16 protein-coding genes are annotated in these 22,136 nt (G+C 74.6%); 8 read left to right on the top strand and 8 right to left on the bottom strand.

Annotated elements, in window-relative coordinates:
• The first annotated feature begins 469 nt into the window (after positions 1 to 469).
• Together ACIQWR_RS19595 and ptsP are read left to right on the top strand one after the other, a co-directional pair.
• Positions 470 to 919, top strand: coding sequence for a PTS glucose transporter subunit IIA (locus ACIQWR_RS19595; RefSeq protein WP_385786129.1), 450 nt, complete (start codon positions 470 to 472; stop codon positions 917 to 919).
• A 74-nt stretch (positions 920 to 993) separates the two neighbouring features.
• Entirely contained in the window at positions 994 to 2,664 is a 1,671-nt protein-coding gene (ptsP, locus tag ACIQWR_RS19590) for a phosphoenolpyruvate--protein phosphotransferase (protein WP_404010838.1), read from the top strand.
• An 87-nt stretch (positions 2,665 to 2,751) separates the two neighbouring features.
• On the opposite strand, the gene ACIQWR_RS19585 is transcribed toward ptsP, so the two are convergent.
• Complete coding sequence (locus ACIQWR_RS19585; RefSeq protein WP_404010836.1) at positions 2,752 to 3,660, bottom strand: hypothetical protein; 909 nt, start codon at positions 3,658 to 3,660, stop codon at positions 2,752 to 2,754.
• Between the two features lie 58 nt (positions 3,661 to 3,718).
• Complete coding sequence (locus ACIQWR_RS19580; RefSeq protein WP_404010833.1) at positions 3,719 to 5,701, bottom strand: acetoacetate--CoA ligase; 1,983 nt, start codon at positions 5,699 to 5,701, stop codon at positions 3,719 to 3,721.
• A 258-nt stretch (positions 5,702 to 5,959) separates the two neighbouring features.
• On the opposite strand from ACIQWR_RS19580, the gene ACIQWR_RS19575 reads away from it, so the two are divergent.
• Positions 5,960 to 8,362: a glycoside hydrolase family 31 protein gene (locus ACIQWR_RS19575; protein WP_404010831.1), complete on the top strand. Its 2,403-nt coding sequence runs from the start codon at positions 5,960 to 5,962 to the stop codon at positions 8,360 to 8,362.
• Positions 8,363 to 8,399: 37 nt separating this feature from the next.
• Here ACIQWR_RS19575 and ACIQWR_RS19570 read toward each other — a convergent pair whose 3' ends face one another.
• Positions 8,400 to 8,909: an NUDIX domain-containing protein gene (locus tag ACIQWR_RS19570; protein WP_404010828.1), complete on the bottom strand. Its 510-nt coding sequence runs from the start codon at positions 8,907 to 8,909 to the stop codon at positions 8,400 to 8,402.
• 23 nt (positions 8,910 to 8,932) lie between these two features.
• On the opposite strand from ACIQWR_RS19570, the gene ACIQWR_RS19565 reads away from it, so the two are divergent.
• From ACIQWR_RS19565 to ACIQWR_RS19550, 4 genes are all read left to right on the top strand, one after another.
• Positions 8,933 to 9,643 (top strand): M15 family metallopeptidase, encoded by a 711-nt coding sequence (locus ACIQWR_RS19565; protein WP_404010825.1) that lies wholly within the window; start codon positions 8,933 to 8,935, stop codon positions 9,641 to 9,643.
• Positions 9,644 to 9,656: 13 nt separating this feature from the next.
• Positions 9,657 to 9,995 (top strand): Mpo1-like protein, encoded by a 339-nt coding sequence (locus tag ACIQWR_RS19560; RefSeq protein WP_404010823.1) that lies wholly within the window; start codon positions 9,657 to 9,659, stop codon positions 9,993 to 9,995.
• Between the two features lie 69 nt (positions 9,996 to 10,064).
• Positions 10,065 to 10,595: a Zn-ribbon domain-containing OB-fold protein gene (locus ACIQWR_RS19555; RefSeq protein ID WP_404010820.1), complete on the top strand. Its 531-nt coding sequence runs from the start codon at positions 10,065 to 10,067 to the stop codon at positions 10,593 to 10,595.
• Complete coding sequence (locus tag ACIQWR_RS19550) at positions 10,592 to 11,791, top strand: lipid-transfer protein (protein ID WP_404010817.1); 1,200 nt, start codon at positions 10,592 to 10,594, stop codon at positions 11,789 to 11,791. The genes ACIQWR_RS19555 and ACIQWR_RS19550 overlap by 4 nt, the downstream gene beginning before the upstream one ends.
• A gap of 276 nt (positions 11,792 to 12,067) precedes the next feature.
• Here ACIQWR_RS19550 and ACIQWR_RS19545 read toward each other — a convergent pair whose 3' ends face one another.
• The 4 genes from ACIQWR_RS19545 to ACIQWR_RS19530 are packed head-to-tail and all read right to left on the bottom strand — an operon-like array spanning position 12,068 to position 16,463.
• Positions 12,068 to 12,688, bottom strand: a complete 621-nt coding sequence (locus tag ACIQWR_RS19545) for a GTP-binding protein (RefSeq protein WP_399262460.1) — start codon at positions 12,686 to 12,688, stop codon at positions 12,068 to 12,070.
• Positions 12,669 to 13,124, bottom strand: coding sequence for a DUF742 domain-containing protein (locus tag ACIQWR_RS19540; RefSeq protein WP_404010814.1), 456 nt, complete (start codon positions 13,122 to 13,124; stop codon positions 12,669 to 12,671). The genes ACIQWR_RS19545 and ACIQWR_RS19540 overlap by 20 nt, the downstream gene beginning before the upstream one ends.
• A gap of 10 nt (positions 13,125 to 13,134) precedes the next feature.
• A complete protein-coding gene (locus ACIQWR_RS19535; protein ID WP_354381594.1) occupies positions 13,135 to 13,575 on the bottom strand; it encodes a roadblock/LC7 domain-containing protein in 441 nt (146 codons plus the stop codon).
• Positions 13,572 to 16,463, bottom strand: coding sequence for a nitrate- and nitrite sensing domain-containing protein (locus tag ACIQWR_RS19530; RefSeq protein WP_404010811.1), 2,892 nt, complete (start codon positions 16,461 to 16,463; stop codon positions 13,572 to 13,574). Before ACIQWR_RS19530 ends, ACIQWR_RS19535 begins: the two co-directional genes overlap by 4 nt.
• 403 nt (positions 16,464 to 16,866) lie before the next feature.
• Between ACIQWR_RS19530 and ACIQWR_RS19525 the strand changes: the two genes are divergently transcribed.
• Positions 16,867 to 17,295, top strand: coding sequence for a hypothetical protein (locus ACIQWR_RS19525; RefSeq protein WP_404010809.1), 429 nt, complete (start codon positions 16,867 to 16,869; stop codon positions 17,293 to 17,295).
• 155 nt (positions 17,296 to 17,450) lie between these two features.
• Here the strand turns inward: ACIQWR_RS19525 and ACIQWR_RS19520 are convergent, their stop codons facing one another.
• Positions 17,451 to 22,055 (bottom strand): hypothetical protein, encoded by a 4,605-nt coding sequence (locus ACIQWR_RS19520; RefSeq protein WP_404010806.1) that lies wholly within the window; start codon positions 22,053 to 22,055, stop codon positions 17,451 to 17,453.
• Between the last annotated feature and the right edge of the window lie 81 nt (positions 22,056 to 22,136).

Raw genomic sequence — 22,136 nt, 5'->3', positions numbered from 1 at the left:
TTCCGACTCTATCAGACTCTTTCGTGTCCGATTCCCGGTCGAAACGGGATCTTGCTTTTCGCTTTCCAGGTCTTCGCTTTCGCGTTTCCCTTTCCGGCGATTCCAACTCTACCAGCGCTTTTTCGTCTTCCCGACCACTCGCTCCGAATGCCGAACAGGCATGCGGAAAGAAGGGGGGCTGAAGATCAGCGGTTGAAGAGGAGGGGTCCCGTCCATGAGCAGTTCGTGCAGTGTTCACACGACGCGTTCTGGCGGGAGTCACGACAGTACAGGTCCGCCGATGCCCAAGCAAATCGATTCAGGCGTATGGTCTAGTCCACTAGGGCGTCGCGGTAGCGCGTAGGACCTTCATAAGGAGGTGCACTTCGTGCGGAACCGGGACGTCTCATGACTTACCCTTCTCAAAGTACGCCGTCCAGGACAGGTTGTGACGGCGACACGAAGAAGCCCCACCCCTGGGAGGCCCCCCATGACCAGCGTGACGTCCCCACTTGCCGGGCGCGCCATCGGACTCGCGGCAGTGCCCGATCCGGTGTTCTCCGGCGCAATGGTGGGACCGGGCACCGCTATCGACCCCGTGCGTGAGCCCTCGGAGGCGGTGTCCCCCGTCGACGGTGTGGTCGTCTCCCTGCACCCGCACGCCTACGTCGTCGTCGACGCCGAAGGCCACGGTGTGCTCACGCACCTCGGGATCGACACCGTTCAGCTCAACGGCGAGGGCTTCGAGCTGCTCGTCAACAAGGGCGACACCGTGACGCGCGGCCAGACCGTCATCCGTTGGAACCCCGCCGCGGTCGAGGCCGCCGGCAAGTCCCCCATCTGCCCGATCGTGGCGCTGGAAGCGACTCCCGACTCCCTCACCGACGTCGTCGAGGCCGGAGACATGAAGGCCGGAGACGTGCTCTTCGGCTGGCAGTGACGTATCCGCCTGCTCGGGCGAATCGGACATCCAACGCGGCGGGTGGTCCCGCCGCTCAATCGGAGACGGGTGAAATGGAGACAACGCTGCGAGGCGTCGGCGTGAGCCACGGTGTGGCGATCGGCGAGGTTCGGCACATGGGCACGGCGGTTCTCGAACCGCCGGCCAAGCAGATCGCCGCGGAGGAGGCGGAGCGCGAACAGGGGCGCGCCCGTCAGGCCGTGGATGCCGTGGCGGCCGACCTGATCGCGCGCGGCCAGCTGGCCGGTGGCGAGGCCCAGCACGTGCTCGAAGCTCAGGCCATGATCGCTCAGGACCCTGAGCTGATGGCCGACGTCGACCGTCGGATCGTCGTCGGGAGCACCGCCGAGCGCGGTGTGTACGACGCGTTCGCCGCCTACCGAGAGCTGCTCGCGGGTGCCGGCGAGTACATGGCCGGCCGCGTGGCCGACCTGGACGACGTGCGCAACCGGATCGTGGCCCGCCTGCTGGGCGTACCGATGCCGGGCGTGCCGGACAGTGACGAGCCGTACGTGCTGATCGCGCGGGACCTCGCTCCCGCCGACACGGCGCTGCTCGACCCGGCGCTCGTGCTCGGTTTCGTGACCGAAGAGGGCGGCCCGACCAGCCACAGCGCGATCCTCGCGCGGGCGCTGGGCGTGCCGGCGATCGTCGCCCTGCCGGGCGCCGGTGAGATTCCCGAGGGCACCGTGATCGCCGTGGACGGCAGCACGGGTGACCTGTTCGTGGACCCGACGGCGGAGAAGCGGGCCGAGCTGGAGGCCGCGGCCGCCGAGCGCAAGGCCTCGCTGTCCGCGTCGTCCGGTCCGGGCGCCACGTCGGACGGTCACAAGGTGCCGCTGCTGGCCAACGTCGGTGGTCCGGCGGACGTGCCGGCGGCCGTCGAGGCGGGCGCCGAGGGTGTGGGCCTGTTCCGCACCGAGTTCCTCTTCCTGGACGACAGCAAGACCGCGCCGACCGAAGAGAAGCAGATCGAGGCGTACCGCGCCGTCCTGGAGGCCTTCCCCGAGGGCCGGGTCGTCGTGCGCGTCCTGGACGCGGGCGCCGACAAGCCGCTCGACTTCCTGACCCCGGCGGACGAGCCCAACCCGGCACTGGGCGTGCGCGGGCTGCGGTCGCTGCTGGAGCACCCGGAGGTGCTGCGCACGCAGCTCACCGCGCTGGCCAAGGCGGCAGAGGGGCTGCCGGTCTACCTCGAGGTCATGGCCCCGATGGTGGCCGACCGCGCCGATGCCAAGGCGTTCGCGGACGCGTGCCGCGAGGCCGGTCTGCGGGCGAAGTTCGGCGCGATGGTGGAGATCCCCTCCGCCGCGTTGCGGGCGCGCTCGATCCTCCAGGAGGTCGAGTTCCTGTCGCTGGGTACGAACGACCTGGCGCAGTACGCCTTCGCCGCCGACCGTCAGGTCGGTGCGGTCTCCCGCCTCCAGGACCCGTGGCAGCCCGCGCTGCTCGACCTGATCGCCATGTCGGCCGATGCCGCCAGGGCCGAGGGCAAGAGCTGTGGCGTCTGTGGCGAGGCCGCCGCCGACCCGCTGCTGGCCTGTGTGCTGACGGGTCTGGGCGTCACCTCCCTGTCGATGGGTGCCGCGTCGATCCCCTACGTGCGCTCGACGCTCGCGAAGTACACGCTCGCCCAGTGCGAGCGTGCCGCCGCTGCCGCGCGCGCCGCGGACAGTGCCGAGGAGGCCCGCGTGGCCGCCCAGGCGGTGCTGTCCGGCGAGTAGCCGGTGCCCCGTAAGGGGTGTGTGGTCGGTACGAGGGGCCTTCGCCATCGGCGGGGGCCCCTCGGTCGTTCCCCCGGCCCGTTCGGCTCAGTGGGGCGGTCCCGGTTCGTCCACCTCGTAGCCCGGGCCGTACTCGACGCCCGGTTCCGGGGGTACGGGCTCACCCGTCTCGGCGTCGGTGCAGTACGCGTTGAACACCGCGGCGGCGGAGAGGCTGACCAGGCGGCCGCGGTCCAGGCGCCAGCCGTGGACCCGGTCACGGGCTGCCGCGCCGGTGGTGCGCAGGACCAGGCCCCCGGATCCACCGAGGGCGAGGCCGGTGGCCAGGACGGTCACGAAGTCGAGGCGCTCCCGGCCATCGACGCGGGGTGGCGTCGTGGTGTCGTCGGCCGTTTGGGCGTGCAGCACGGCGACGAGCTGTTCCGCCTCGGTGGGGACGCTGCACACCAGGTGGTGCCGGCCGGGTCCGGCCCGCTCCAGCAGTCGCCGAAGGATCAGGCCCGCCCGGTCGAAGCAGGCCTGGCCGACGTCCTGCCCGCAGTCGGCGCAGCTGCCGACGCCCGAGAGCAGCACGGTGGCGTACTCCCAGGTGGCCTGGCGGACGGCCTCGTCCACGAGCCGCGGCAGGAGTGCGCGCAGCGGGGCGTCCCCGTAGGGCAGTCCGGCGGCGGACCGGGCGAGCTCCGCGGTGAAGCGGGTGCGGGACGCGGCCGCGTCGGGGTCGGTGCCCCGGTCGGCGCAGTGGTCGGCGTATTCCTGCGGGTCGAAGAGGACGACGGTGGTGTGGGCGCCCCGGAGCGCGAGGGACCGGAGCAGTGCGTCGACCTGGGTGAGGTAGTCCTCGTGGTCGTCGAAGGCGAAGGTCCGGTAGCCGCGCATGGCCGCGAAGTCCCCGGGGTCGGCGATGACGCCGACCGTCCCGGGGATCTCGCGGCGCAGGGCGCGGCGGGTGCGCGTGTTCGCGCGGGTGGTGCGGGTGTTCCTCGTGTCTGCCATGGCTCCCCCTGAGTGGCACCGATCGATGCTCACTCAGCGTAACTACGGGCACTGACAGTCACCCCTGACGGCGGCTGCGGGCCAACTCCTCGTAGAAGTGGAGGAGGTCCAGGTTGTCCACCGAGCCCGGGTTCACGGCCTTGGCCAGGGGCGCGCCCTGCAGGAGGCGCTTGACGGGGACCTCGATGCGCTTGCCCGTCAGCGTGTGCGGGACGCCCGGGACCTCGATGATCTCGTCGGGGACGTGGCGCGGGGAGAGTTCCTCGCGGATCGTCGCCTTGATCCTGGCCCGCAGGTCCTCGTCGAGGGAGGCGCCCGGCACGAGGTGGACGAAGAGCGGCATCCAGTACCCGCCGTCCGCCTCCTCCAGGCCGATGACCAGGGATTCCTTGATCTCCGGCAGGCGCTCGACGGCCTCGTAGATGTCGGCGGAGCCCATCCGCACGCCCTGGCGGTTGAGCGTGGAGTCGGAGCGGCCGTGGATGACGACCGAGCCGTGGTCGGTGATCGTGATCCAGTCCCCGTGCCGCCAGACGCCCGGGAACATGTCGAAGTAGCTGTCGTGGTAGCGGCTGCCGTCGGGGTCGTTCCAGAAGTGGATCGGCATGGACGGCATCGGGTTGGTGACGACCAGCTCGCCGACCTCGCCGGTGACGGGCTTGCCCGCCGGGTCCCAGGCCTGGAGGTCGGTGCCCAGGCAGGCGGCCTGGAGCTCACCGATGTGCACGGGGAGGGTGGGGACGGCGCCCGCGAAGCAGCTGCACACGTCGGTGCCGCCGCTGACCGAGGCGATCCACAGGTCCTCGGCCACCTCGTCGTGGAGCCAGCGGAACCCGTCGGGCGGGAGCGGGGAACCGGTGGTGGCCACGCACTTCACCGCGGAGAGGTCGAAGTCGCGGGACGGGTGCACCTCGGCCTTGCGGCAGGCCATCACGTAGGCGGCGGAGGTCCCGTAGAGGGTGGCCTTCGTGCGCTCCGCGATCCGCCACTGGGCTCCGGTGTCCGGGTAGCCGGGGCTGCCGTCGTACAGGACGACGGTGGTGCCGGTGAGCAGGCCGGAGACGAGGAAGTTCCACATCATCCAGCCGGTGGAGGTGTACCAGAAGAACCGGTCCTCCGGGCCGAGGTCGCAGTGCAGGCCGAGCTGCTTGAGGTGTTCGAGGAGGATGCCGCCCTGCGACTGGACGATCGCCTTGGGGAGCCCGGTCGTACCGGAGGAGTACAGGACCCACAGGGGGTGGTCGAAGGGGACCGCTTCGAAGACGGGCTCCGCGTCCCCCGCGGTGAGGGCGGACCATTCGAGGGTGCCTTCGGGCGCGGGCGTGCCGAGCAGCGGGATGTGGACGACGGCGCGCAGCGAGGGCAGGTCGGCCCGGAGCTCGGCGACGGTCTCGCGCCGGTCGTGCTCCTTGCCGCCGTAGCGGTAGCCGTCGACGGTGAACAGGACGACGGGTTCGACCTGCTGGAAGCGGTCGAGGACGCTGCGGGCGCCGAAGTCGGGGGCGCAGGAGGTCCAGACGCCGCCGACGGCGGCCGTGGCGAGGAGGGCCACGACGGCTTCGGGGATGTTGGGGAGGTAGCCGCTGATCCGGTCGCCGGGGCGCACGCCGAGGGTGCGCAGTTCGGCGGCGAGCGCGCCGACCTGGCGGCGCAGCTCGGCCCAGGTGACGGGGACCGGCTCGTGGGTCTCGTCGACGTGCAGCAGGGCGGCCTCGTCGGCGCGCGCCGGGTCCTCCCCCGCGCGCAGGGCGTGCTCGGCGTAGTTGAGGGTGGCGCCGGTGAACCAGCGCGCGCCGGGCATGGTCCGGTCCGCGAGGACGGACGTGTAGGGGCTGGTGAAGCGGACGTCGAACCACTCGGCGACGGCCTGCCAGAAGGTGTCCAGTTCGTCCACGGACCAGCTGTGCAGGGCCGGGTACCCGCCGGTCGCGGGGGCGCCGTGGTGTTCGGCGGCCCAGGCCTGGAAGGCCGTGATCCGGGCCGCCGCGATCCGGTCGGGGCCCGGGGCCCACAGGGGTTCCGGCGAAGTGGCTGAGGTCATGGGTCGACTCCCGGTCGGTCTGCGGCGCGCGCTTCGTGTGCGTGTGCTCGGGCTCGTGCGTGGGTGGCGCGTGTGGTTGCGCCCGTGTGCGTACGGTGCCATCGCACGGGGGTGTGCGCGCGGCGGCTCACAGGGACCATGCCACGTGATCGACATCCGCACCAGAGCCGTCGGCGGCCACCCCGTGTGATCGGTTCGAGGGTGAACGGCAGCTGAACGGAGCCCGCTCGGACCGGGGCCGGTGGCAGAGTGCGCGGCATGAACGGTCGTGATCTGGTGCGTGCGGTCAAGGACATCGGTACGGCGCGCGGGCGGCGCGCCTGGCGCTCGGCCTGGCGCCACCGGCGCGCGGACGCGGTGGGGCTCCCGCGCCGGGGGGCGGAGCGGGCGCGGGTGCCGGGGTTGTTGATCGGTACGGAGCCCCGGCCGGGCGGCGGGGTGCTGCGGTTCGCGCGCTCCGAGCTGCTGGTCCGGGTGACGCAGGGGGGTGCGGTGTTCTGGGGCTGGGACGGGGCCGGGCCGGCGCCCTCGTGCGCGGTGCTGGGCGGGGGGCCGGAACCGGATCCGCGGGCGGTGCTGGAGCCGGACACCGGGGGTGGCTGGCGGGTGGTGTCCGAGCGGGTGACGGTGGCGGTGTCCCGCAACGGACAGGTCGAGGTGCGCACGCCGGGCGGTGCGGTGTTGCGGCGGGAGCGGCCGCCGCGCTGGTGGGAGCCGGTCCGACCGGTGCCGGAGGGCGGCGCGGGGGCGACCGGCGGGGGGACCGGCGGCGCGGGGGCGCGGTGGCTGGTGCGGTCCGAGGTGCCGGCCGACGCGCGGTTCTTCGGGTTGGGCGGCCGGGCCTCGGGGCCCCGGCTGCGGGACGGGGTCTACCGGCTCTGGAACACCGATCCGCGGGGCGGTTTCGGGCCGGGTGACGATCCGCTGTACATCACGATGCCGGTGCAGTTGGTCGTCGCCGACGCGGGGACGCACCTGGTGTTCTACGACGACAGCTGGGACGGTCGGGTCTCGCTGCGCGAGGGCGAGGAGGGCGCCGGGTCGGGTCCGGACCGGCCGGGGGTGAGCGAACTGCGCATGGACGGCGGGCCGTTGCGCTGCTGGGTGCTGGTGGGGACGCCGGCCCGGGTGTTGCAGGGCTGGTCGGGGTTGACGGGGGCGGCCGCGGTGCCGCCGGAGTGGGCGCTGGGCTACCAGCACGCGCGGTGGGGGTTCGGGAGCGCGGAGGAGGTGCGCCGCGTGGTGCGGGGGTACGTGGCGCGGGGGATCGCGCTGGCGGCCGTACACCTGGACATCGACCACTACGACGGGCACCGGGTGTTCACCGTGGACCGGCAGCGGTTCCCCGATCTACCCTCCCTGGCGCGGGAGTTGCTGGATCTGCCGCGGGGCGGGGTGCGACTGGTGTCGATCGTGGACCCGGCGGTGCGGGCGGCCCCGGGCGAGGGGGTGTACGAGGCCGGCGGCGCGGTGGGGGACGCGGGGGCGTTCGTACGGGACGCGGGCGGGCGGGAGGTGCGCGGCGAGGTGTGGCCGGGGAGCTGCGCGTATCCGGACTTCACCGATCCGGCGGTGCGCCGGTGGTGGGGCGGGCTGTACGAGGAGCGGCTCGCGAACGGCTTCGCCGGCGTCTGGCACGACATGAACGAGCCGGTGTCCTTCGCTCCCTTCGGGGACGCGACGCTGCCGCGGTCGGCGCGGCACGCGCTGGAGGGGGCCGGCGGGGACCACCGGGCCGCGCACAACGTGTACGCGCTCGGGATGGCGCGGGCCGGGTACGAGGGGTTGGTGCGGCTGCGGCCGCAGGAGCGGCCCTTCCTGTTCTCCCGGTCGGGGTGGGCGGGGATGCAGCGGTACGGCGGCACGTGGTCCGGCGACGTGGAGACGAGCTGGCCGGGACTGCGGGCCTCGTTGGCGCTGGTGCTGGGGCTGGGGCTCTGCGGGGTGCCGTACTCGGGGCCGGACGTCGGCGGGTTCGGGGGTTCGCCGTCGCCGGAGCTGTACCTGCGGTGGTTGCAGCTCGGCGCGTACCTGCCGCTGTTCCGCACGCACGCGGCGATCTGGGCGGGGCGGCGGGAGCCGTGGGAGTTCGGGTCCGAGGTGGAGGAGCACGCCCGGGCGGTGCTGGCCGAGCGGGAGCGGCTGCGCCCGTACTTCGTCACCCTGGCGCACCTGGCGCAGCGGACGGGGGCGCCGTACGTGCGGCCGTTGTGGTGGGGGACGCCGGAGGAGCGGGGGCTGCGGGACTGCGAGGACGCCTTCTTGCTGGGGGACGCGCTGCTGGTGGCGCCGGTGCTGGAGTGCGGGGCGGACCGGCGGGCGGTCCGGCTGCCCCGGGGGCGCTGGTACGACACGGTGACGGGGGTGGCGTACGAGGGTCCGGGCCAGGTCCTGTTGGACGCGCCGCTGGGTCGGATCCCGGTGCTGGCGCGGGCGGGTGCGGTCCTTCCGGTCCGGGCGGCGGACGGGGACGGGGTGGAGCTGGAGGTGTGGGCGCCGGCGCGCGGCCGTACGGGCGGCGGCCTGGTGGTCCGCGATCCGGGGCCGGGCTTCGGACCGGCTCCGCTGGAGCGGTACACCTCGCGGTGGGCCGGGGACGAGGTGGTGGTGGAGGCGGAGGGGGGCGACCGCGTCACGGGCGTGCGCGTGCGGGGGCTCTGAGGGGGCCGGGGCCGGGGCCGCACCCGCCCGCCGGACGTCAGGCGCGCTGCCCCGCGAACCAGGCGGCGACCGCCTGGGTGTGGAGGGGGAAGGCCAGTTCGGTGGGGGCGCGCAGGACGTGCCAGCCCGTGGTCTCGTCCGTGGGGGCGGGCGGGGGCAGGGTGGCGGCCGGGCGCGCGGGCAGGAGGCCGAAGATCAGCAGGTGGCCCGCCGGGGAGCTGTGGACGTCGGCGAGGGCCACGTCCGCGGCGGGGGCGTGGATGCCGGTCTCCTCGCGCAGTTCGCGGACCACCGCGGTACGCCAGTCCTCGCCGTGGTCGATGAAGCCGCCGGGCAGGGCGACGCCGCCCAGGGCCGGTTCGATCGTGCGGGTGATGACCACGAGGCCGCCGCCCGCGTCGTCCTGGACGGGGAGCAGGGCAACCGCCACGGGAGTGGGGTTGCGGTAGGCGGTGGCTCCGCAGGCGGCGCAGGTCCGGGGCCAGTCGGTGGTGGGATACGGAGATCCGCAGGCGGAACAGTGCGAGTTCATCAGCGGCGCGGGCATCCGGCGATGGTAGACGAAGGGGCATGAGAACGCTGGCCGTTGCCTCCATGCTCGCCTTCCTCGCCGTGCCGGGGCCCGGGCCGGGGCCCGCGCGTGCGCCCGCGCCCGCCCTCGACGGATTCGTCCTCCTCGCCGCCGTGGACCCGACGGTCCGGCAGGAGATGCGCTACGCGGGGGCGGACAACTTCACGGGCGGGGTGGTCGACGGGTACGAGGAGCCCGTGTGCCTGCTCTCCCGGCCCGCCGCCGAGGCGCTGGCCCGGGCGCAGCGCGCCGTGCTGGTGCGCGGGTACGCGCTGACGGTGTACGACTGCTACCGGCCGCAGCGCGCGGTGGACCGGTTCGTCCGGTGGGCCGGGGACGCGGCGGACCAGCGGACGAAGGAGGCGTACTACCCGCGGGTGGCGAAGGACCGGCTGATCCCGGAGGGCTACATCGCGGCGCGGTCCGGGCACAGCCGGGGCAGTACGGTCGACGTGGGTCTGGTGCGGCTGCCGCTGGGGCGTCCGGTGGATTTCGGTACGCCCTTCGACCTCTTCGATCCGCTGTCGCACACGGACAGCCCGGAGGTGACCGTGGCGGCGCGGGAGAACCGGCGGCTGTTGCGGGACGCGCTCGGGGAGCAGGGGTTCGTGAACCTGCCCGAGGAGTGGTGGCACTTCACCTTCCGGCCGGAAGCCTTCCCCGACGCGTACTTCGACTTCCCGGTCTCTGTCGGCTCGGCGGTGCGCTGAGTAGCGTCGCCGCATGACGTTCGCTTCGTACGAGGAATTCTGGCCCTACTACGTCGCCATGCACGCGCGGGCCGCGACCCGCTGGGTGCACCTCGGCGGCACGCTCACCGGCCTCGCCCTGACCGCCTACGGACTCGGGCGGGGCCGGCCGCGCTATCTGGCCGCCCTGCCGCTGATCGGGTACGGGGCGGCGTGGCCCGCGCACTTCCTGATCGAGAAGAACAATCCGGCGAGCTTCGGGCACCCTGCGTGGTCGCTGCGCGGGGACGTCCGGATGATCCGGATGATGCTGGCCGGGCGGGACGCCGAGCTCGCGGAGACGGCCGCGAAGTGGCTGGCCGACAACCGGTGACCCGGACCGGCCTGTCGTGACAGACTCCTGACGGATCGTCAGATCCAGGAGTCGCTGTCAGGAGGGGTCTTGGAACGGACACGCACGCCCGTCGTGAGCGGGTGGTTCACCGACACCGGTACGGGAGCGGGCACGGAGGCCGGGGCGGACTTCCGGCTGCTCGGGACCCGGTGCTCCGCCTGCGCCGCCGTCTACTTCCCGCGGGAGGACGCCTTCTGCCGCAATCCCGGCTGCGCGGGCGGCGGCGAGCTGGCCGAGGTGCCGCTCTCCCGGCGCGGCCGGATCTGGTCCTACACCGACGGGCGCTACCGGCCGCCCGCCCCGTACGTGTCCGACCCGGACCGGCCCTGGACCCCGTACACGCTGGTGGCGGTGGAGCTGGAGGCCGAGCGGATGGTCGTGCTCGGACAGGCCGCGCCCGGGGTGACCGTGGCCGATCTGGCGGTGGGGATGGCGGTCGAGGTGGTGCCGGGGGTGCTGAACGAGGACGCGGACACCGGGACCACCTGGACGACCTGGCACTTCCGGCCGGTGGCGGCCGACGACGACCGGCACCGCGGCGACCGGGACGGCTCCGACGACGGTGGGGTGCGGGCATGAGCGGCGCTGACGTGGCGGTCCTGGGGGCCGGGATGCACCCGTGGGGCAAGTGGGGGCGCAGCTTCGTCGAGTACGGACGGATCGCGGCCCGCGCCGCGCTCGCCGACGCCGGGCTCGACTGGAGCGACGTCCGATCGATCGTCGGCGCCGACACCGTGCGCTCGGGATATCCCGGGTACGTGGCCGGGGCGACCTTCGCGCGGGCGCTCGGCTGGCAGGGCGCGCGGGTCACCAGCGTGTACGCGGCCTGCGCTTCCGGGGCGCAGGCGATCGGGGCGGCCCGGGCGCAGATCCTGGCGGGGCTGGCCGACGTGGTGCTCGTGGTGGGGGCGGACGCGGCGCCCAAGGGCTTCTTCGCCCCGGCCGGCGGGGACCGGCCCGACGATCCGGACTGGCTGCGCTTCCGGGTGCTGGGGGCGACCAACCCGGCGTACTTCGCCCTGTACGCGCGCCGGCGGATGGCCCTCTACGGGGACACCGGCGAGGACTTCGCGCTGGTCAAGGTGAAGAACGCGGCGGCCGGGCTGCTCAATCCGAACGCCCGCTACCGCAAGGCGGTCACCCCGGAGGAGGTCGCGGCCTCGGCGGTCGTGGCCGATCCGCTGCGGCTGCTGGACATCTGCGCGACCTCCGACGGGGGCGCGGCCCTGGTGCTGAGCAGCATGGACTTCGCGCGGGCGCGCGGGGTCGGCGATCCGGTGCGGATCAGGGCGGTGTCGACGGTGACGCCGACCTATCCGCGGACGGTGCTCGACCTGCCCGACATCGCCACCGATTCCGCGGCGGGGACCGCGGCCCCGCCGGACGCCGGGTCGTTCCGGTCCTCGATCGCGCGGGCGGCCTACGAGGAGGCGGGGCTCGGCCCCGACGACCTCTCGCTCGCCGAGGTCTACGACCTGTCCACGGCACTGGAGTTGGAGTGGTACGAGGACATCGGCCTCTGCGGGGAGGGCGAGGGGGCGAAGCTGGTCCGGGAGGGCGTCACCGCGCTCGGCGGGCGGGTGCCGGTGAACCCGAGCGGCGGGCTGGCCTCCTTCGGGGAGGCGGTGCCGGCCCAGGCCATCGCCCAGGTCTGCGAGTTGACCTGGCAACTGCGCGGTACGGCCGGGGAGCGCCAGATTCCGGGGGCGCGGGCCGGGATCACCGCGAACCAGGGGCTCTTCGGGCACGGCTCGGCGGTCGTCGCCGTGCGGTGAGGCGGCGGGGGCGGCGAAGCGGCTCGCGCGGTGCGGCGGCCCGGGCGGTGCCGCGGACCCGGCGCCGAAGCGGCTCGCGCGGGCCTTGAACTGGGGCTGTTGCGCGAACGCTTGACGGCCCAGGGTGGCGGGTTCACACTTCCTGCACGGTCGCGGGCCCCGAGCGGGTCCGCCCGGCGGACCCCCCATGTGAGCCGCGGTCCGTACCCCAGTCGGCGGGGGTACGGGCCGCCTCCATGCGGGGCCCCGGTGGCCGGCCTCCGCCGGTGTCCCGCGTCAGGTCCGGGTCGGGCTGCGGCGGGCGCGGGCCAGGGACATGGCGTGTTCCACCACCCCGACCAGCACGTCCTTGACCGATTCCCGGTCGCGCGCGTCGCAGATCAGCACCGGCACCTCGGGGTCGAGGTCGAGCGCCTCCCGTACGGTGACCACCGGGTGCCGGTCGGCCCCGTCGAAGCAGTTGACCGCGACCACGAAGGGCAGCTCGCGCCGCTCGAAGTAGTCGACGGCCGCGAAGCAGTCCGCGAGCCGGCGGGTGTCGGCGAGGACCACCGCGCCCAGGGCGCCCGTGGCCAGCTCGTCCCACAGGAACCAGAAGCGGTCCTGGCCGGGCGTGCCGAACAGGTAGAGGACCAGGTCGTCGCGCAGGGTGATCCGACCGAAGTCCATCGCGACGGTGGTGGTGCTCTTGCCCTCCACTCCCCCGAGGTCGTCCACGGTGCGGCCCGGCTCGGAGAGCACCTCCTCGGTGCGCAGCGGGCGGATCTCGCTGACCGCGCTGACCAGGGTGGTCTTGCCCACCCCGAAGCCGCCCGCGACCAGGATCTTCAAGGTCAGCGGTTCGACCGGCGACACCGCGTGCATGGCACCGGTGCGGCTAGAGCGCCCGAAGGCCATCTATCACCTCACGCAGAATGGACTCGTCCGGAAGTTCCGCGGGCGGTACCGGACGGGTCACGTGGACCAGTTCGTCGTCGACGAGGTCGCCGATCAGGACGCGGACGACGCCGACCGCGAGGTCGAGGTCGGCCGCGAGTTCGGCCACCGACTGGGGCCGTTCCGTGCAGAGCCCGAGGATGTGGGCGTGTTCGGGGGACAAGGTCATGTCCCAGACCGGATCGTCGGCCGCCGCTTCGGCGACGACGAGGGCGATCAGGTCGAGCCAGTGCTGACCCGCGTGGCGCGTCCGGCCGCGGGTCATCGCGTACGGACGGACCACGGGGCCCGCGTCGGCGTCGAACCAGGCGGCCTGGTGGGCAGGATGGGCGGGGTGAGCGGGCTCGGCGTCGAACGCGGGCGCGCGGTGGTCGGGTTCGTGGCCTGGTTCCCTCATGCCGTCCGGCTCACCCTCCGGCTGGCAGCCCGGTGCGCGGTGCGGTCGCCAGGTGGACGCCCACTCGCTTGACCATCAGGGTCATCTCGTACGCGACCTGCCCGACGTCCGAATCGGCGTCGGAGAGCACGGCGAGGCAGCTGCCGTCGCCCGCGGCCATCACGAACAGGAACGCCTCGTCCAGCTCCACCACGGTCTGGCGGACCTGGCCGGACTCGAAGTGCCGGCCGACGCCCTTGGCGAGGCTGTGGAAACCGGAGGCGACGGCGGCCAGGTGCTCGCTGTCCTCGCGGGTCAGGTCCTTGGAGGTGCCGGTGGGCAGGCCGTCGCCGGAGAGGACGACCGCCTTGCGGATGCTGGCCACCCGGTCGACCAGTTCGTCGAGCAGCCAGTTCAGCTGGCCGGGGCCGCGGCCCCGGGAGTCGTTGCCTGTGGTCTGCGGTGCGGTCATCGACCGTCCCCCTCGTTCTCGTGCTCGGTACGGGTCCCGGCAGCGCCGTCCGCCTCGCTCGCGGACTGCTCTGCGTGCTCGTCACGGGCTGCGGTCCAGCCTCGCTGGAGTGCGGACATGCGGATGCGTACGGTCTCCGCGTCGCGGTCGGCGACCGGGTCGGCGGTGGCGTCGGCGGGCGGGGCGGCCGGGGCGTTCTTCAGCTGCGGCGCGAGGCTGGCCTGGCGGACTCGGCGGGGCAGGCCGCCCGGGGCGCCGGTCGGCGCGGTCGGAGCGGTCGGCGCGGACCCGCCGCGGCGGGGCTCGGGAGCGTATGCGGGTGCGGGCTCGGCGGCGGCCGTGGACGGCGGTACCGCGGCGGCCCGGGGGCCGTCCGCGCGGGAGCCGTCCACCCGGCGGCCGTGTTCGGCGACCAGGGTGGGGGTGCGGTGGCGGCGCGGGAGCGGTACGGCGCCGGACGCGGGGCGCAGGGCGGCGTCCAGGTGGCCGGCGCCCTCCAGCCGGACGGGGCCGGTGGGGGCCTGCTGGCGGCCGGGGTCGCGGTCGGTCGGGCGCAGGCCCAGCAGGGTGCTGCGCGGGGTGCCGTTGGGCGGGGTCTCGTCGTCCAGCGTGGCCATGGTCGGGTGGGCGGCGGCGGGGCCGCCGGGGACCGCTCCGGTCCCGATGGCGCTGCCGTTGCCCTTGCCCTTGCCGGCCCCCTTGCCGCGGCCGTTGGCGCCTCCGTGGCCGTGCCCGGTGCCGGCGCCGTGGCCGCGGCCGCTGCCCGGGATGCCGGGGAGGCCGGTGGTGCCGGTCAGCTCGTCCAGGCCGTGGACGTCGAGGGGCGCCTCCAGCTCGACCGGGCCGTCCAGGAGGGCGGCGGACACCGGGCGCCTGGGCGGCGTACCGTTTCCGCTCCCGTGACCGCTCCCGATCCCGGCGCCGAGGCCGGCTCCGGCGCCCGGGCCGATGCCCTGGGGGCGCGGTGCGGGGCCGCGGCCGACCGCGGCGCGCTCCGCGCCCTCCAGGCGCAGGCCGCCGCCGTTGGTCTCGGGGGCCTCGGTGAGCAGGTCCACCGGGAGGAACACGATCGCCGTCGTGCCGCCGTACGGGCTGGGCTGGAGGGAGATCTTGACTCCGTGGCGCCGGGCGAGGCGGCTGACGACGAAGAGGCCGAGGCGGTCGGTGTCGGACAGCTCGAACTCGGGGGTCTCGGCGAGCCGGAGGTTCGCGTCGAGCAGGGCGTCCGGGTGCATGCCGAGGCCGCGGTCGTGGATCTCCAGGGTGAAGCCGTTGGCCACGCGCTCGCCGTACACCTGGACCGCGGTGTGCGGGGGCGAGAACACCGTGGCGTTCTCCAGGAGTTCGGCGATGAGGTGGGTGACGTCGGCCACGGCGGGGCCGGTGATGCCGAGCCGTTGGAGCCTGCGGACCTCGATGCGCTCGTAGTCCTCGACCTCGGCGACGGCGGCGCGCACGACGTCCATCAGTTGGACGGGCTTGCGCCACTGGCGGGAGGGCGCGGCGCCGGAGAGGATCACCAGGCCCTCGGCGTGGCGGCGCATGCGGGTGGTCATGTGGTCGAGGCGGAAGAGGTCGGCCAGCTCCTCGGAGTCCTCGGTGCGGCGCTCCATGGTGTCGAGCAGGGTGAGCTGGCGGTGCAGCAGGACCTGGTTGCGGCGGGCGAGGTTGACGAACACCTCGGAGACCCCGCGGCGCAGCTCGGCCTGTTTGACGGCGGCCTCGACGGCCGCGCGCTGGAGCGAGTTGAGGGCCATGCCGACCTGGCCGACCTCGTCCTTCTCGTACTCCAGGCGGGGTGCTTCGGTGTCCACGTCCACGTGTTCGCCGGCGGCGAGGCGGCGCATCACGCCGGGCAGCCGCACGCCGGAGACCTCGTGGGCCTCCTTCCGCAGCCGCGAGAGGTCGCGGATCAGGTCGCGGCCGATGCGCACGGACAGCACCAGGGAGACGATCAGGGCGACGAAGCCGAGGACGCCGGCGACGGCGGCCTTGACCAGGACGTCCATCGCCACGGGCTGGACGCGCTTCTGGTAGCGGTTGCCGGCGTCGGTGCCCATGGTGGCGAGGTCGCCGAGGGCCTTGCCCGCGGCCTCGTCCCACTGGGCGGCGGTGATCCGCGGGTTCTTGGTCGCGCCCGTCGTGACCAGCCGTTCCTCGGCGTCGCGCAGGGCCTTGGTGGCGGGACCGCTCCAGTACTGCTCGAACAGCTCGCGGTCGTCGGCCGGGAGGATCGCGAGGTTGACGTCGTAGAGCAGGGCGCGGTTGGCCATGAGGTCGGAGACGGCGCGGGAGTCCTTGGCGCTGACGTTGCGCGCGGCCAGCGCCGCGGCGATGACCGCGTCCTCGCGGGAGAGCGTCTCGCGGGCCCGGGTGATGCCGACGAGGGCCCGCCCCTCCTTGTCCATCTCCACGTTCTCCAGGGCGTGGAGGTTGACGAGGAAGTCGTAGCAGGGGTCGACGAGCCGGCTGTAGAGCTCCAGCGCCTGGGCCGGGTCGAGGGTGGTCTGGTCGACGGAGTGGCGCAGGGCGCCGATGCCGCGGAAGGCGTCGAGGATCGAGCGCAGCCGCTGGGCGGCGGCGGGGCTGAGCTCCTCGACGACCTCCGGGTCGGTGGCGTTGCGGGTGATGGACGTGACCTCGGCGTCGGTGGCGGCGCGGCGCTGGGCGAGTTCCGCGGTGGCGGCGGCCGAGCGCGGGTCGCCGAGGACCACGAGGGTCTGGCGGCGCTCCTTCTGGAGGACCCGGACGACGTCCTCGATGGGGTAGCCGACCTTGTCGATCACGTAGGCGACGTCGAGCAGTTCGACCGCCTGCCGGCCGGTGATGACGGTCGAGAAGCCCCAGAGGGCGGTGAGGGAGACGAGCGGCACGAGGAGCAACGCCACGATCTTCCGGCGGATGGATTTCCCGCGAAAGCGCATGGCCTCCCCAGCCTCCCCCAGCTCAACCCCGCTGTCGGGGGTCGGTGTTCCGTCAATTAAACGGCGTGAGCCTACTACTGCCGCGGGTCGGCCTCGAAGGCGTGTCCGGACGTTTTCGGCCGGACTGCCGGGCGAAGATCACCAGTTGTCCGATAGATCCGGTCGGGAGCGGCCCGATATGTGGCACATGACACCTGGTGGGGCGTCAGTTCCCGTCTTCACAGGGATGGCTGGAATTCTTTCCTCCGGGGCGGGTGGGCGGCCGGACGGCCAGTGAAATCGTACCGATCCGGGAATCTCCGCCCTCCTTCGAGCGTCTATCTGTTCGAGGCGGCATGGGGAGCCGTCTGGTGGGGAGTAGCGGAGCATGGGCAGTGGTGTGTACGAGAACGAGGACCGGCCGGGCCGGCGAGGGAGCGCGGCGGTCGGTCGGGGCCGCCCCCTGTGGGTGGAGGAGGCGGCGCGGCGGCGCAGGATGCCCGATCCGGTGCGGACGGCCGCCGTGCGGGCGGTGTTGATCGTCTCCGTGGTGCTGACGCAGGCCACGGTCGCGTTCCTGCTGGCCGTGGCCGGGTCCTGGCTGGCCTTCCCGATGGCGCTCGGCGCGATAGCCGGGACCGTGTTGGCCACCTGGGGGGTGCTGGACGTCTGGATCACCCGGCAGACCTGGAACCAGCGCTACGGCGTGGTGTCGGTGCCGAGCAGTACGGCGCGCGAGCTGCGCCGGGACAGGCGGCGCGCCCGGCGCGCGGCCCGGGCCGGGCACATACCGGTCGCCTCGGGCGGCATGCGCTGACGGGCGGAACGTCTGGGCGGGCGGCACGCGTGGGCGTGCGGCGCGCGTGGGCGTGCGGCGCGCGTGGGCGTGCGGCGCGCGTCGACCGGCGGCACGCGTCGACCGGCGGATCGTCGGTCCGGACCCTTCGGTGAGGGTCCGGACCGGGGTCGGGGTCAGCTGCGGCGGAACATCCGGGTCGCCGTGATCTCGCCGTGGATCGCCTCGCCCTCCGGGCGCTGCTGCGGCAGACCGGGGCGCAGGTGTTCCTCGACGCTGATGTACTTCAGCCCGGCCCGCAGGTCCGCGTCGTTGCGCAACCGGATGACCAGCGGGAACTCCGCCAGGGCCGTGGTGTCGAACAGGCCCGTCGTGTACAGCAGCTGGACCCCGAGGGCGTCCGAGACCGCCCGCTGGAGTTCCAGCAGGTACGTCGCGTTCGCGCGGCCGATGGGGTTGTCGAGGAACAAGGTGCCGGCGTGGCGCTGCTTGTCCCGGCCGCGGTCGTTGCTGCGCAGGGCCGCCATCGTGCAGTAGAGCGCGATCGCGGCGGTGAGCAGCTGGCCGCCGGAGAAGACGTCGCCCATCTGGCCGACCGGCACGCGCTCGGCGCGCAGCACGGCGTCGGGCTTGAGGATCTCCACCGCGATGCCCTTGGGTTCGAGCGCGGCCTGCACCCCGCGCAGCAGCAGGGACATGCCGTCGCGGCGGCCCTCGCCGAAGGACGCGGCGCTGTTCTTCCTCACCGCCGCGCGGGTGGCCTCGTCGATGACCTCGCCGAGGCGCTCCGCGAGGGTGGCCTGGTCGGGCTCCTCGAAGCGGATGCGCACGAACTCCTGGCCCGACCACTCCCCCAGTCCCTCGGGGAGCTGGGAGAGCCGCTGGGCCGAGCGGAGGGTGGCCAGGGCCGATTCGACCAGCCCGCGCAGCCGGTCGACGATGCTGTCGCGGTTGCGTTCGAGCTGCTCCAGCTCGTCCGTCAGGACGCGCAGGCGCGGGGCGAAGGCCGTGGCCCAGGAGGCCGCGTGCTCGGGCAGCGAAGCGGCCGGGAGTTCGCGGATCTGCTGGCGCGCGGGGGTCCGTACGGCCTCGTAGCGGGTGGCGTTGGCGTGCCGCACCAGGATGTCGCTCGCCTCGCGGACCGCGGCTTCGGCGGCCGAGAGGTCGCCCGCGAAGCCGCGCAGGGAGCGGCGGGCCTCCGTGGCGCTCTGCCGGGCCTCCTCCAGGCTCCCCGGGAAGGCGCCGGAGCCCTGCTCGTCGGCGTCCTCCTGCGGGCTCGGGTCGCGCATCAGGTCCCGCAGCAGGGCGGAGGTCTCGTCGAAGCCGCCCGCGCCGTCCTCGGCCGCGCGGTGCGAGCGCAGCAGGTCGGCGTGGGCGGCCCGGGCCCCCTCGACGGCGGAGCTGTGGGCGGCGAGCTGCGCGGTGGAGGTCCGCAGCAGGGCCTGGGCGCGCTCGACGTCGTCGGGCACGAGTTCCTCGGGGAGGTCCGCGTGCACGGTCCCCTCGGCGGGGGCGTGCCGTTCGGCTTCGCCGCGCAGCCGGCCGAGCTGCTCGCTGGCGGTGGAGGCGCGGGACTCCAGCATCTGGACGAGCGATTCCGCGCGGGAGGCGGCCGCCTGGCGGGAGGGGCCGTCGGATCCGTCGGTGCCTTCGAGGAGCTGGGCGGCGCGGGTGCGGACCTTGTTGGTGAGGCGGTCGACGTCGGCGAGGGCGGCGCTCTCGTCGCTCTCGGCGCGGGCCTGTTCGGCGCGCAGGTCGGCGCCGACGCCGACCTTCTCGTACAGCCGCGAGGCGGCCCGGTAGGCCTCGCGCAGGTCGGGCAGCGGGAGCTTGGCCGCCTGCTCGTCCTCGGGGAGGTGCTCGGGGGCGCCGGCGATCTCGGCGCGCTCGGCGCGCAGCGCGCGGGCGGTGCGGCGGGCGTCGTCGGCGGCGCGCTGGGCAGCGCGCCGGTCCTCGTCGGCGGCCCGGGCGCGCTCCAGGCAGGACTCGGCGCGGGCTTCGGACTCGGCCGCCTCGTCGGCGAGTTCGCGCACCCGGACCTGCCAGCCGGCCCGCTCGCGCAGCCGGAAGGCGAGCCCGGCGAGGGCGTCGGCGGCGCGGCGGGCGCGCTGGGCGGTGTCCCCCCGCTCCTCGCGGACGCGGGCGGCGTCCGCGGCGCTCTCGTCGGCTTCGGCGCGGTCGGTGCGGGCCTCGGCGAGTTCCGCCTCGGCCTCCTGGGCGAACGACCGTGCGGCGGCGGCCTGTCCGGCCAGCTCGGCGAGGCGGCCCGGCGGGCAGCCGGTGCGCCAGGAGGCGAGGCGGGCGGCGAGGGCGCGGTCCGCGCCGAGCCGGGCGGCGAGCTCGCGGATCTCGGTGTCACGGGCGGTGGCGCGGGTGCGCAGGGCCCGGCGCTCCTCGTCGGCGGCGTGCTCGTCGTGCATGGCCGGGTTCGGCGGTACGAGGAACACGCCGGTGTCGGCGTCGGGGCCGGCCGGCGGTACCGGGGCCAGCAGGGCGGCGGCGGTGCCGACGGCGACGGCGGAGCGGGGCAGCAGGGCCGCGGCGGAGAGGACCTCGCGGGCCCGGCTGTGGGTGTCGGGGTCGGTGATGACCACGCCGTCGACGAGCTCGGGGCGGGCGGCGAGGACGGCCGCGTGGTCGGCCGGGTCCACGGCCTGGGCGAGGTAGCGCCAGCCGGGCAGGGCCGGGATGCCGTGTTCGCCGAGGTATTCGACGGTGGCCAGGACGTCGGGGCCGGGCGGCAGCAGGCCGCCGTCGCCGAGGGCGCCGAGGATGCGGGCGTCGTCGGCGGCGGCGGTGCGCAGGTCGAAGAGCTGGCGTTCTGCGGTGGCCACGCCCGTGTCGAGGAGCTCGCGCAGTGCGTCGGCGCCGCGGTCCAGCTCCTCGGGGGTGAGGCCGGGCGCCGGGTCGGGGGCGTCCGGGGCGGATCCGGTGCCCGCGGGCAGGCCCAGGAGGTCGGCCAGGCGCGGGGCGGCGCCGAGGGAGGCGGCGGCGCGGTGTTCCGCGTCGTGGGCGGCCTCGGCGGCGTCGGCCGCGTCGGCGGCCCGGGCGGCGGTCAGTTCGGCGCGGGACTGCGCCGCGGCGGCCTCGCGGGCGGTGTCGGTGGCGGCGCGGGCGACCTCGCGGGCCTCGTCCCAGGCGGCCACGGCGCCCTTCTCGGCGTCGCTGGCGGCGAGGGCGGCCCGGGCCGGGTCGGCGTCGGGGGCGGAGTCGTCGAGCCAGCCCGCGCGGACGGCTTCGGCGGTCTCCTGCTCGACCTCGCCGAGCCGGGCGCGCAGGTGCTCGGCCTCGCTGCGGGCGCGCTGGGCGGCGGTGGCGGCAGCGGTCGCGTCGCGGTGGGCGCCCTCGCCCGACTCCTGGAGCACGGCGGAGCGTTCCTCGCCCTCGTTGGCGACCTCCTCGCCCGCCTCGGCGGCCGTGTGCAGGGCCCGTACGAGCGCGGCGGCGGCGGTGGCGCGGGCGGCGAGGGCCGGGGCCGCGTCCCGTTCGGCTTCGAGGATGGCGGCGGCGACGCGCGCGGAGCGGTCGGCGGCGGCGCGGTGGCGCAGGACGGACTCGGCGGCCTGCCAGGCGGAGTGCAGGGTGCGGGCTTCGAGGAGCTCGCGCCGCTGGGCGGCGGCGGCCTTGTCGGCGACGGCGAGCGCCAGCGAGGCGTGCCGGTAGGCGAGTTCGGCGGAGACGGCGGCGCTGCGGTCGCGGGCGGATTCGGCGGCGGTGACCTGGTGGGCGGCGTCGGTGACCCGCTGGGCGAGGTCGGCGGCGCGGCCGCGCTCCTCGGTGGCGCGGGCGGACAGCCGCCGGGCCAGCGTGCGGGTGCGGCGTTCGGCGCCCGCGTGCACGTCACGGGCCAGGGCGCGCGCGCCGGCGGCGTCCACGATCCGGCCGAGGAGGTCCACCGAGCCCGCGGTGAAGTCCCGTTCGGCCATCAGCTCGGCGCGGCGGCCGAGCTTGTTGCCGAAGCCGTGGACGAGGTCGGCGAGGCCGTCCGTGTCGCGGGTGTCGGTGACGGCGCGCAGCAGCAGGTCGGTGAAGTCGGAGTCCTTCTTGACCGCGAAGAGACCGGCGGCCTCGCCCTCGTCGGCGTTCATCTCGCGCTGGTAGCGGAAGAGTTCGGGGTCGAGGCCGAGGTCGGTGAGGTGTTCGTTCCAGCGGTCGTGGATCTCCTCCCAGGAGACCTCCAGGTGCGGGTACGCCTTGCCCGCCTCCGTGATCGCGTCGCGGAAGCCCTTCATGGTGCGGCGCCGGCCCTGGGCGCCCGAGACGCCTTCGACGGCGGGGCGCACGGCGGTCGATTCGGCGACCGGGAGGTTGTCCAGGCTCAGGCCGGGGCCGGGGCGGAAGGAGTACCAGGCCTCGGCGAACTTGCGCGGGTCGTTCGACACCTGGCGCCCGCGCCATTCGCTGACCTTGCCGACGACCACGCACTCGCCGGTGCGGGTGTGCTGCCACTCCAGGGCGACGTGGCCGCAGTCGTCGGCGAGCAGGAACTTGCGCAGGACGCCGGAGCTGGCGCCGCCGAGGGTGTTGCGGTGCCCGGGCAGCATCACCGAGAAGATCAGCTTGAGCAGGACGGACTTGCCGCCGCCGTTCTCCAGGAACAGCACCCCGGCGGGCGCGGGGCGCCGCGGCGGGCCCGTCGGCTCCTCCGCGAAGAACTCCGCCTGGGTGGGCGCCGGGTGGGGCACCGGCTCGCCGACTCCGCGCAGGTCGAGCACGGTGTCGGCGTAGCGCGCACCGGCGGGTCCGATGGAGTAGAGGCGGATCCGGGACAGCTCGTACATGGCGGACTCTCGTGATGGCTCGGTACGGGGGCGGGTGGCGGGGGTCGGTCGGGCCGGCCGGGGGCGGGGCGGCCGGGCGGG

This window comes from Streptomyces sp. NPDC098789 (assembly GCF_044759975.1).
GTDB lineage: Bacteria > Actinomycetota > Actinomycetes > Streptomycetales > Streptomycetaceae > Streptomyces.
The sequence above is the reverse complement of the archived record's forward strand: the minus strand, read 5'-3'. Positions and strand labels throughout refer to the sequence as shown.

What these genes read in the sequence shown, in the direction of transcription:
- ACIQWR_RS19560 (WP_404010823.1), top strand. Translation starts at nt 9,657, where the DNA reads ATGACGTTCGCTTCGTACGAGGAATTCTGGCCCTACTACGTCGCCATG.
- ACIQWR_RS19525 (WP_404010809.1), top strand. Translation starts at nt 16,867, where the DNA reads ATGGGCAGTGGTGTGTACGAGAACGAGGACCGGCCGGGCCGGCGAGGG.
- ptsP (WP_404010838.1), top strand. Translation starts at nt 994, where the DNA reads ATGGAGACAACGCTGCGAGGCGTCGGCGTGAGCCACGGTGTGGCGATC.
- ACIQWR_RS19585 (WP_404010836.1), bottom strand. Translation starts at nt 3,660, where the DNA reads ATGGCAGACACGAGGAACACCCGCACCACCCGCGCGAACACGCGCACC.
- ACIQWR_RS19545 (WP_399262460.1), bottom strand. Translation starts at nt 12,688, where the DNA reads ATGGCCTTCGGGCGCTCTAGCCGCACCGGTGCCATGCACGCGGTGTCG.
- ACIQWR_RS19570 (WP_404010828.1), bottom strand. Translation starts at nt 8,909, where the DNA reads ATGCCCGCGCCGCTGATGAACTCGCACTGTTCCGCCTGCGGATCTCCG.
- ACIQWR_RS19540 (WP_404010814.1), bottom strand. Translation starts at nt 13,124, where the DNA reads ATGAGGGAACCAGGCCACGAACCCGACCACCGCGCGCCCGCGTTCGAC.
- ACIQWR_RS19520 (WP_404010806.1), bottom strand. Translation starts at nt 22,055, where the DNA reads ATGTACGAGCTGTCCCGGATCCGCCTCTACTCCATCGGACCCGCCGGT.
- ACIQWR_RS19565 (WP_404010825.1), top strand. Translation starts at nt 8,933, where the DNA reads ATGAGAACGCTGGCCGTTGCCTCCATGCTCGCCTTCCTCGCCGTGCCG.
- ACIQWR_RS19595 (WP_385786129.1), top strand. Translation starts at nt 470, where the DNA reads ATGACCAGCGTGACGTCCCCACTTGCCGGGCGCGCCATCGGACTCGCG.
- ACIQWR_RS19550 (WP_404010817.1), top strand. Translation starts at nt 10,592, where the DNA reads ATGAGCGGCGCTGACGTGGCGGTCCTGGGGGCCGGGATGCACCCGTGG.
- ACIQWR_RS19580 (WP_404010833.1), bottom strand. Translation starts at nt 5,701, where the DNA reads ATGACCTCAGCCACTTCGCCGGAACCCCTGTGGGCCCCGGGCCCCGAC.
- ACIQWR_RS19575 (WP_404010831.1), top strand. Translation starts at nt 5,960, where the DNA reads ATGAACGGTCGTGATCTGGTGCGTGCGGTCAAGGACATCGGTACGGCG.
- ACIQWR_RS19535 (WP_354381594.1), bottom strand. Translation starts at nt 13,575, where the DNA reads ATGACCGCACCGCAGACCACAGGCAACGACTCCCGGGGCCGCGGCCCC.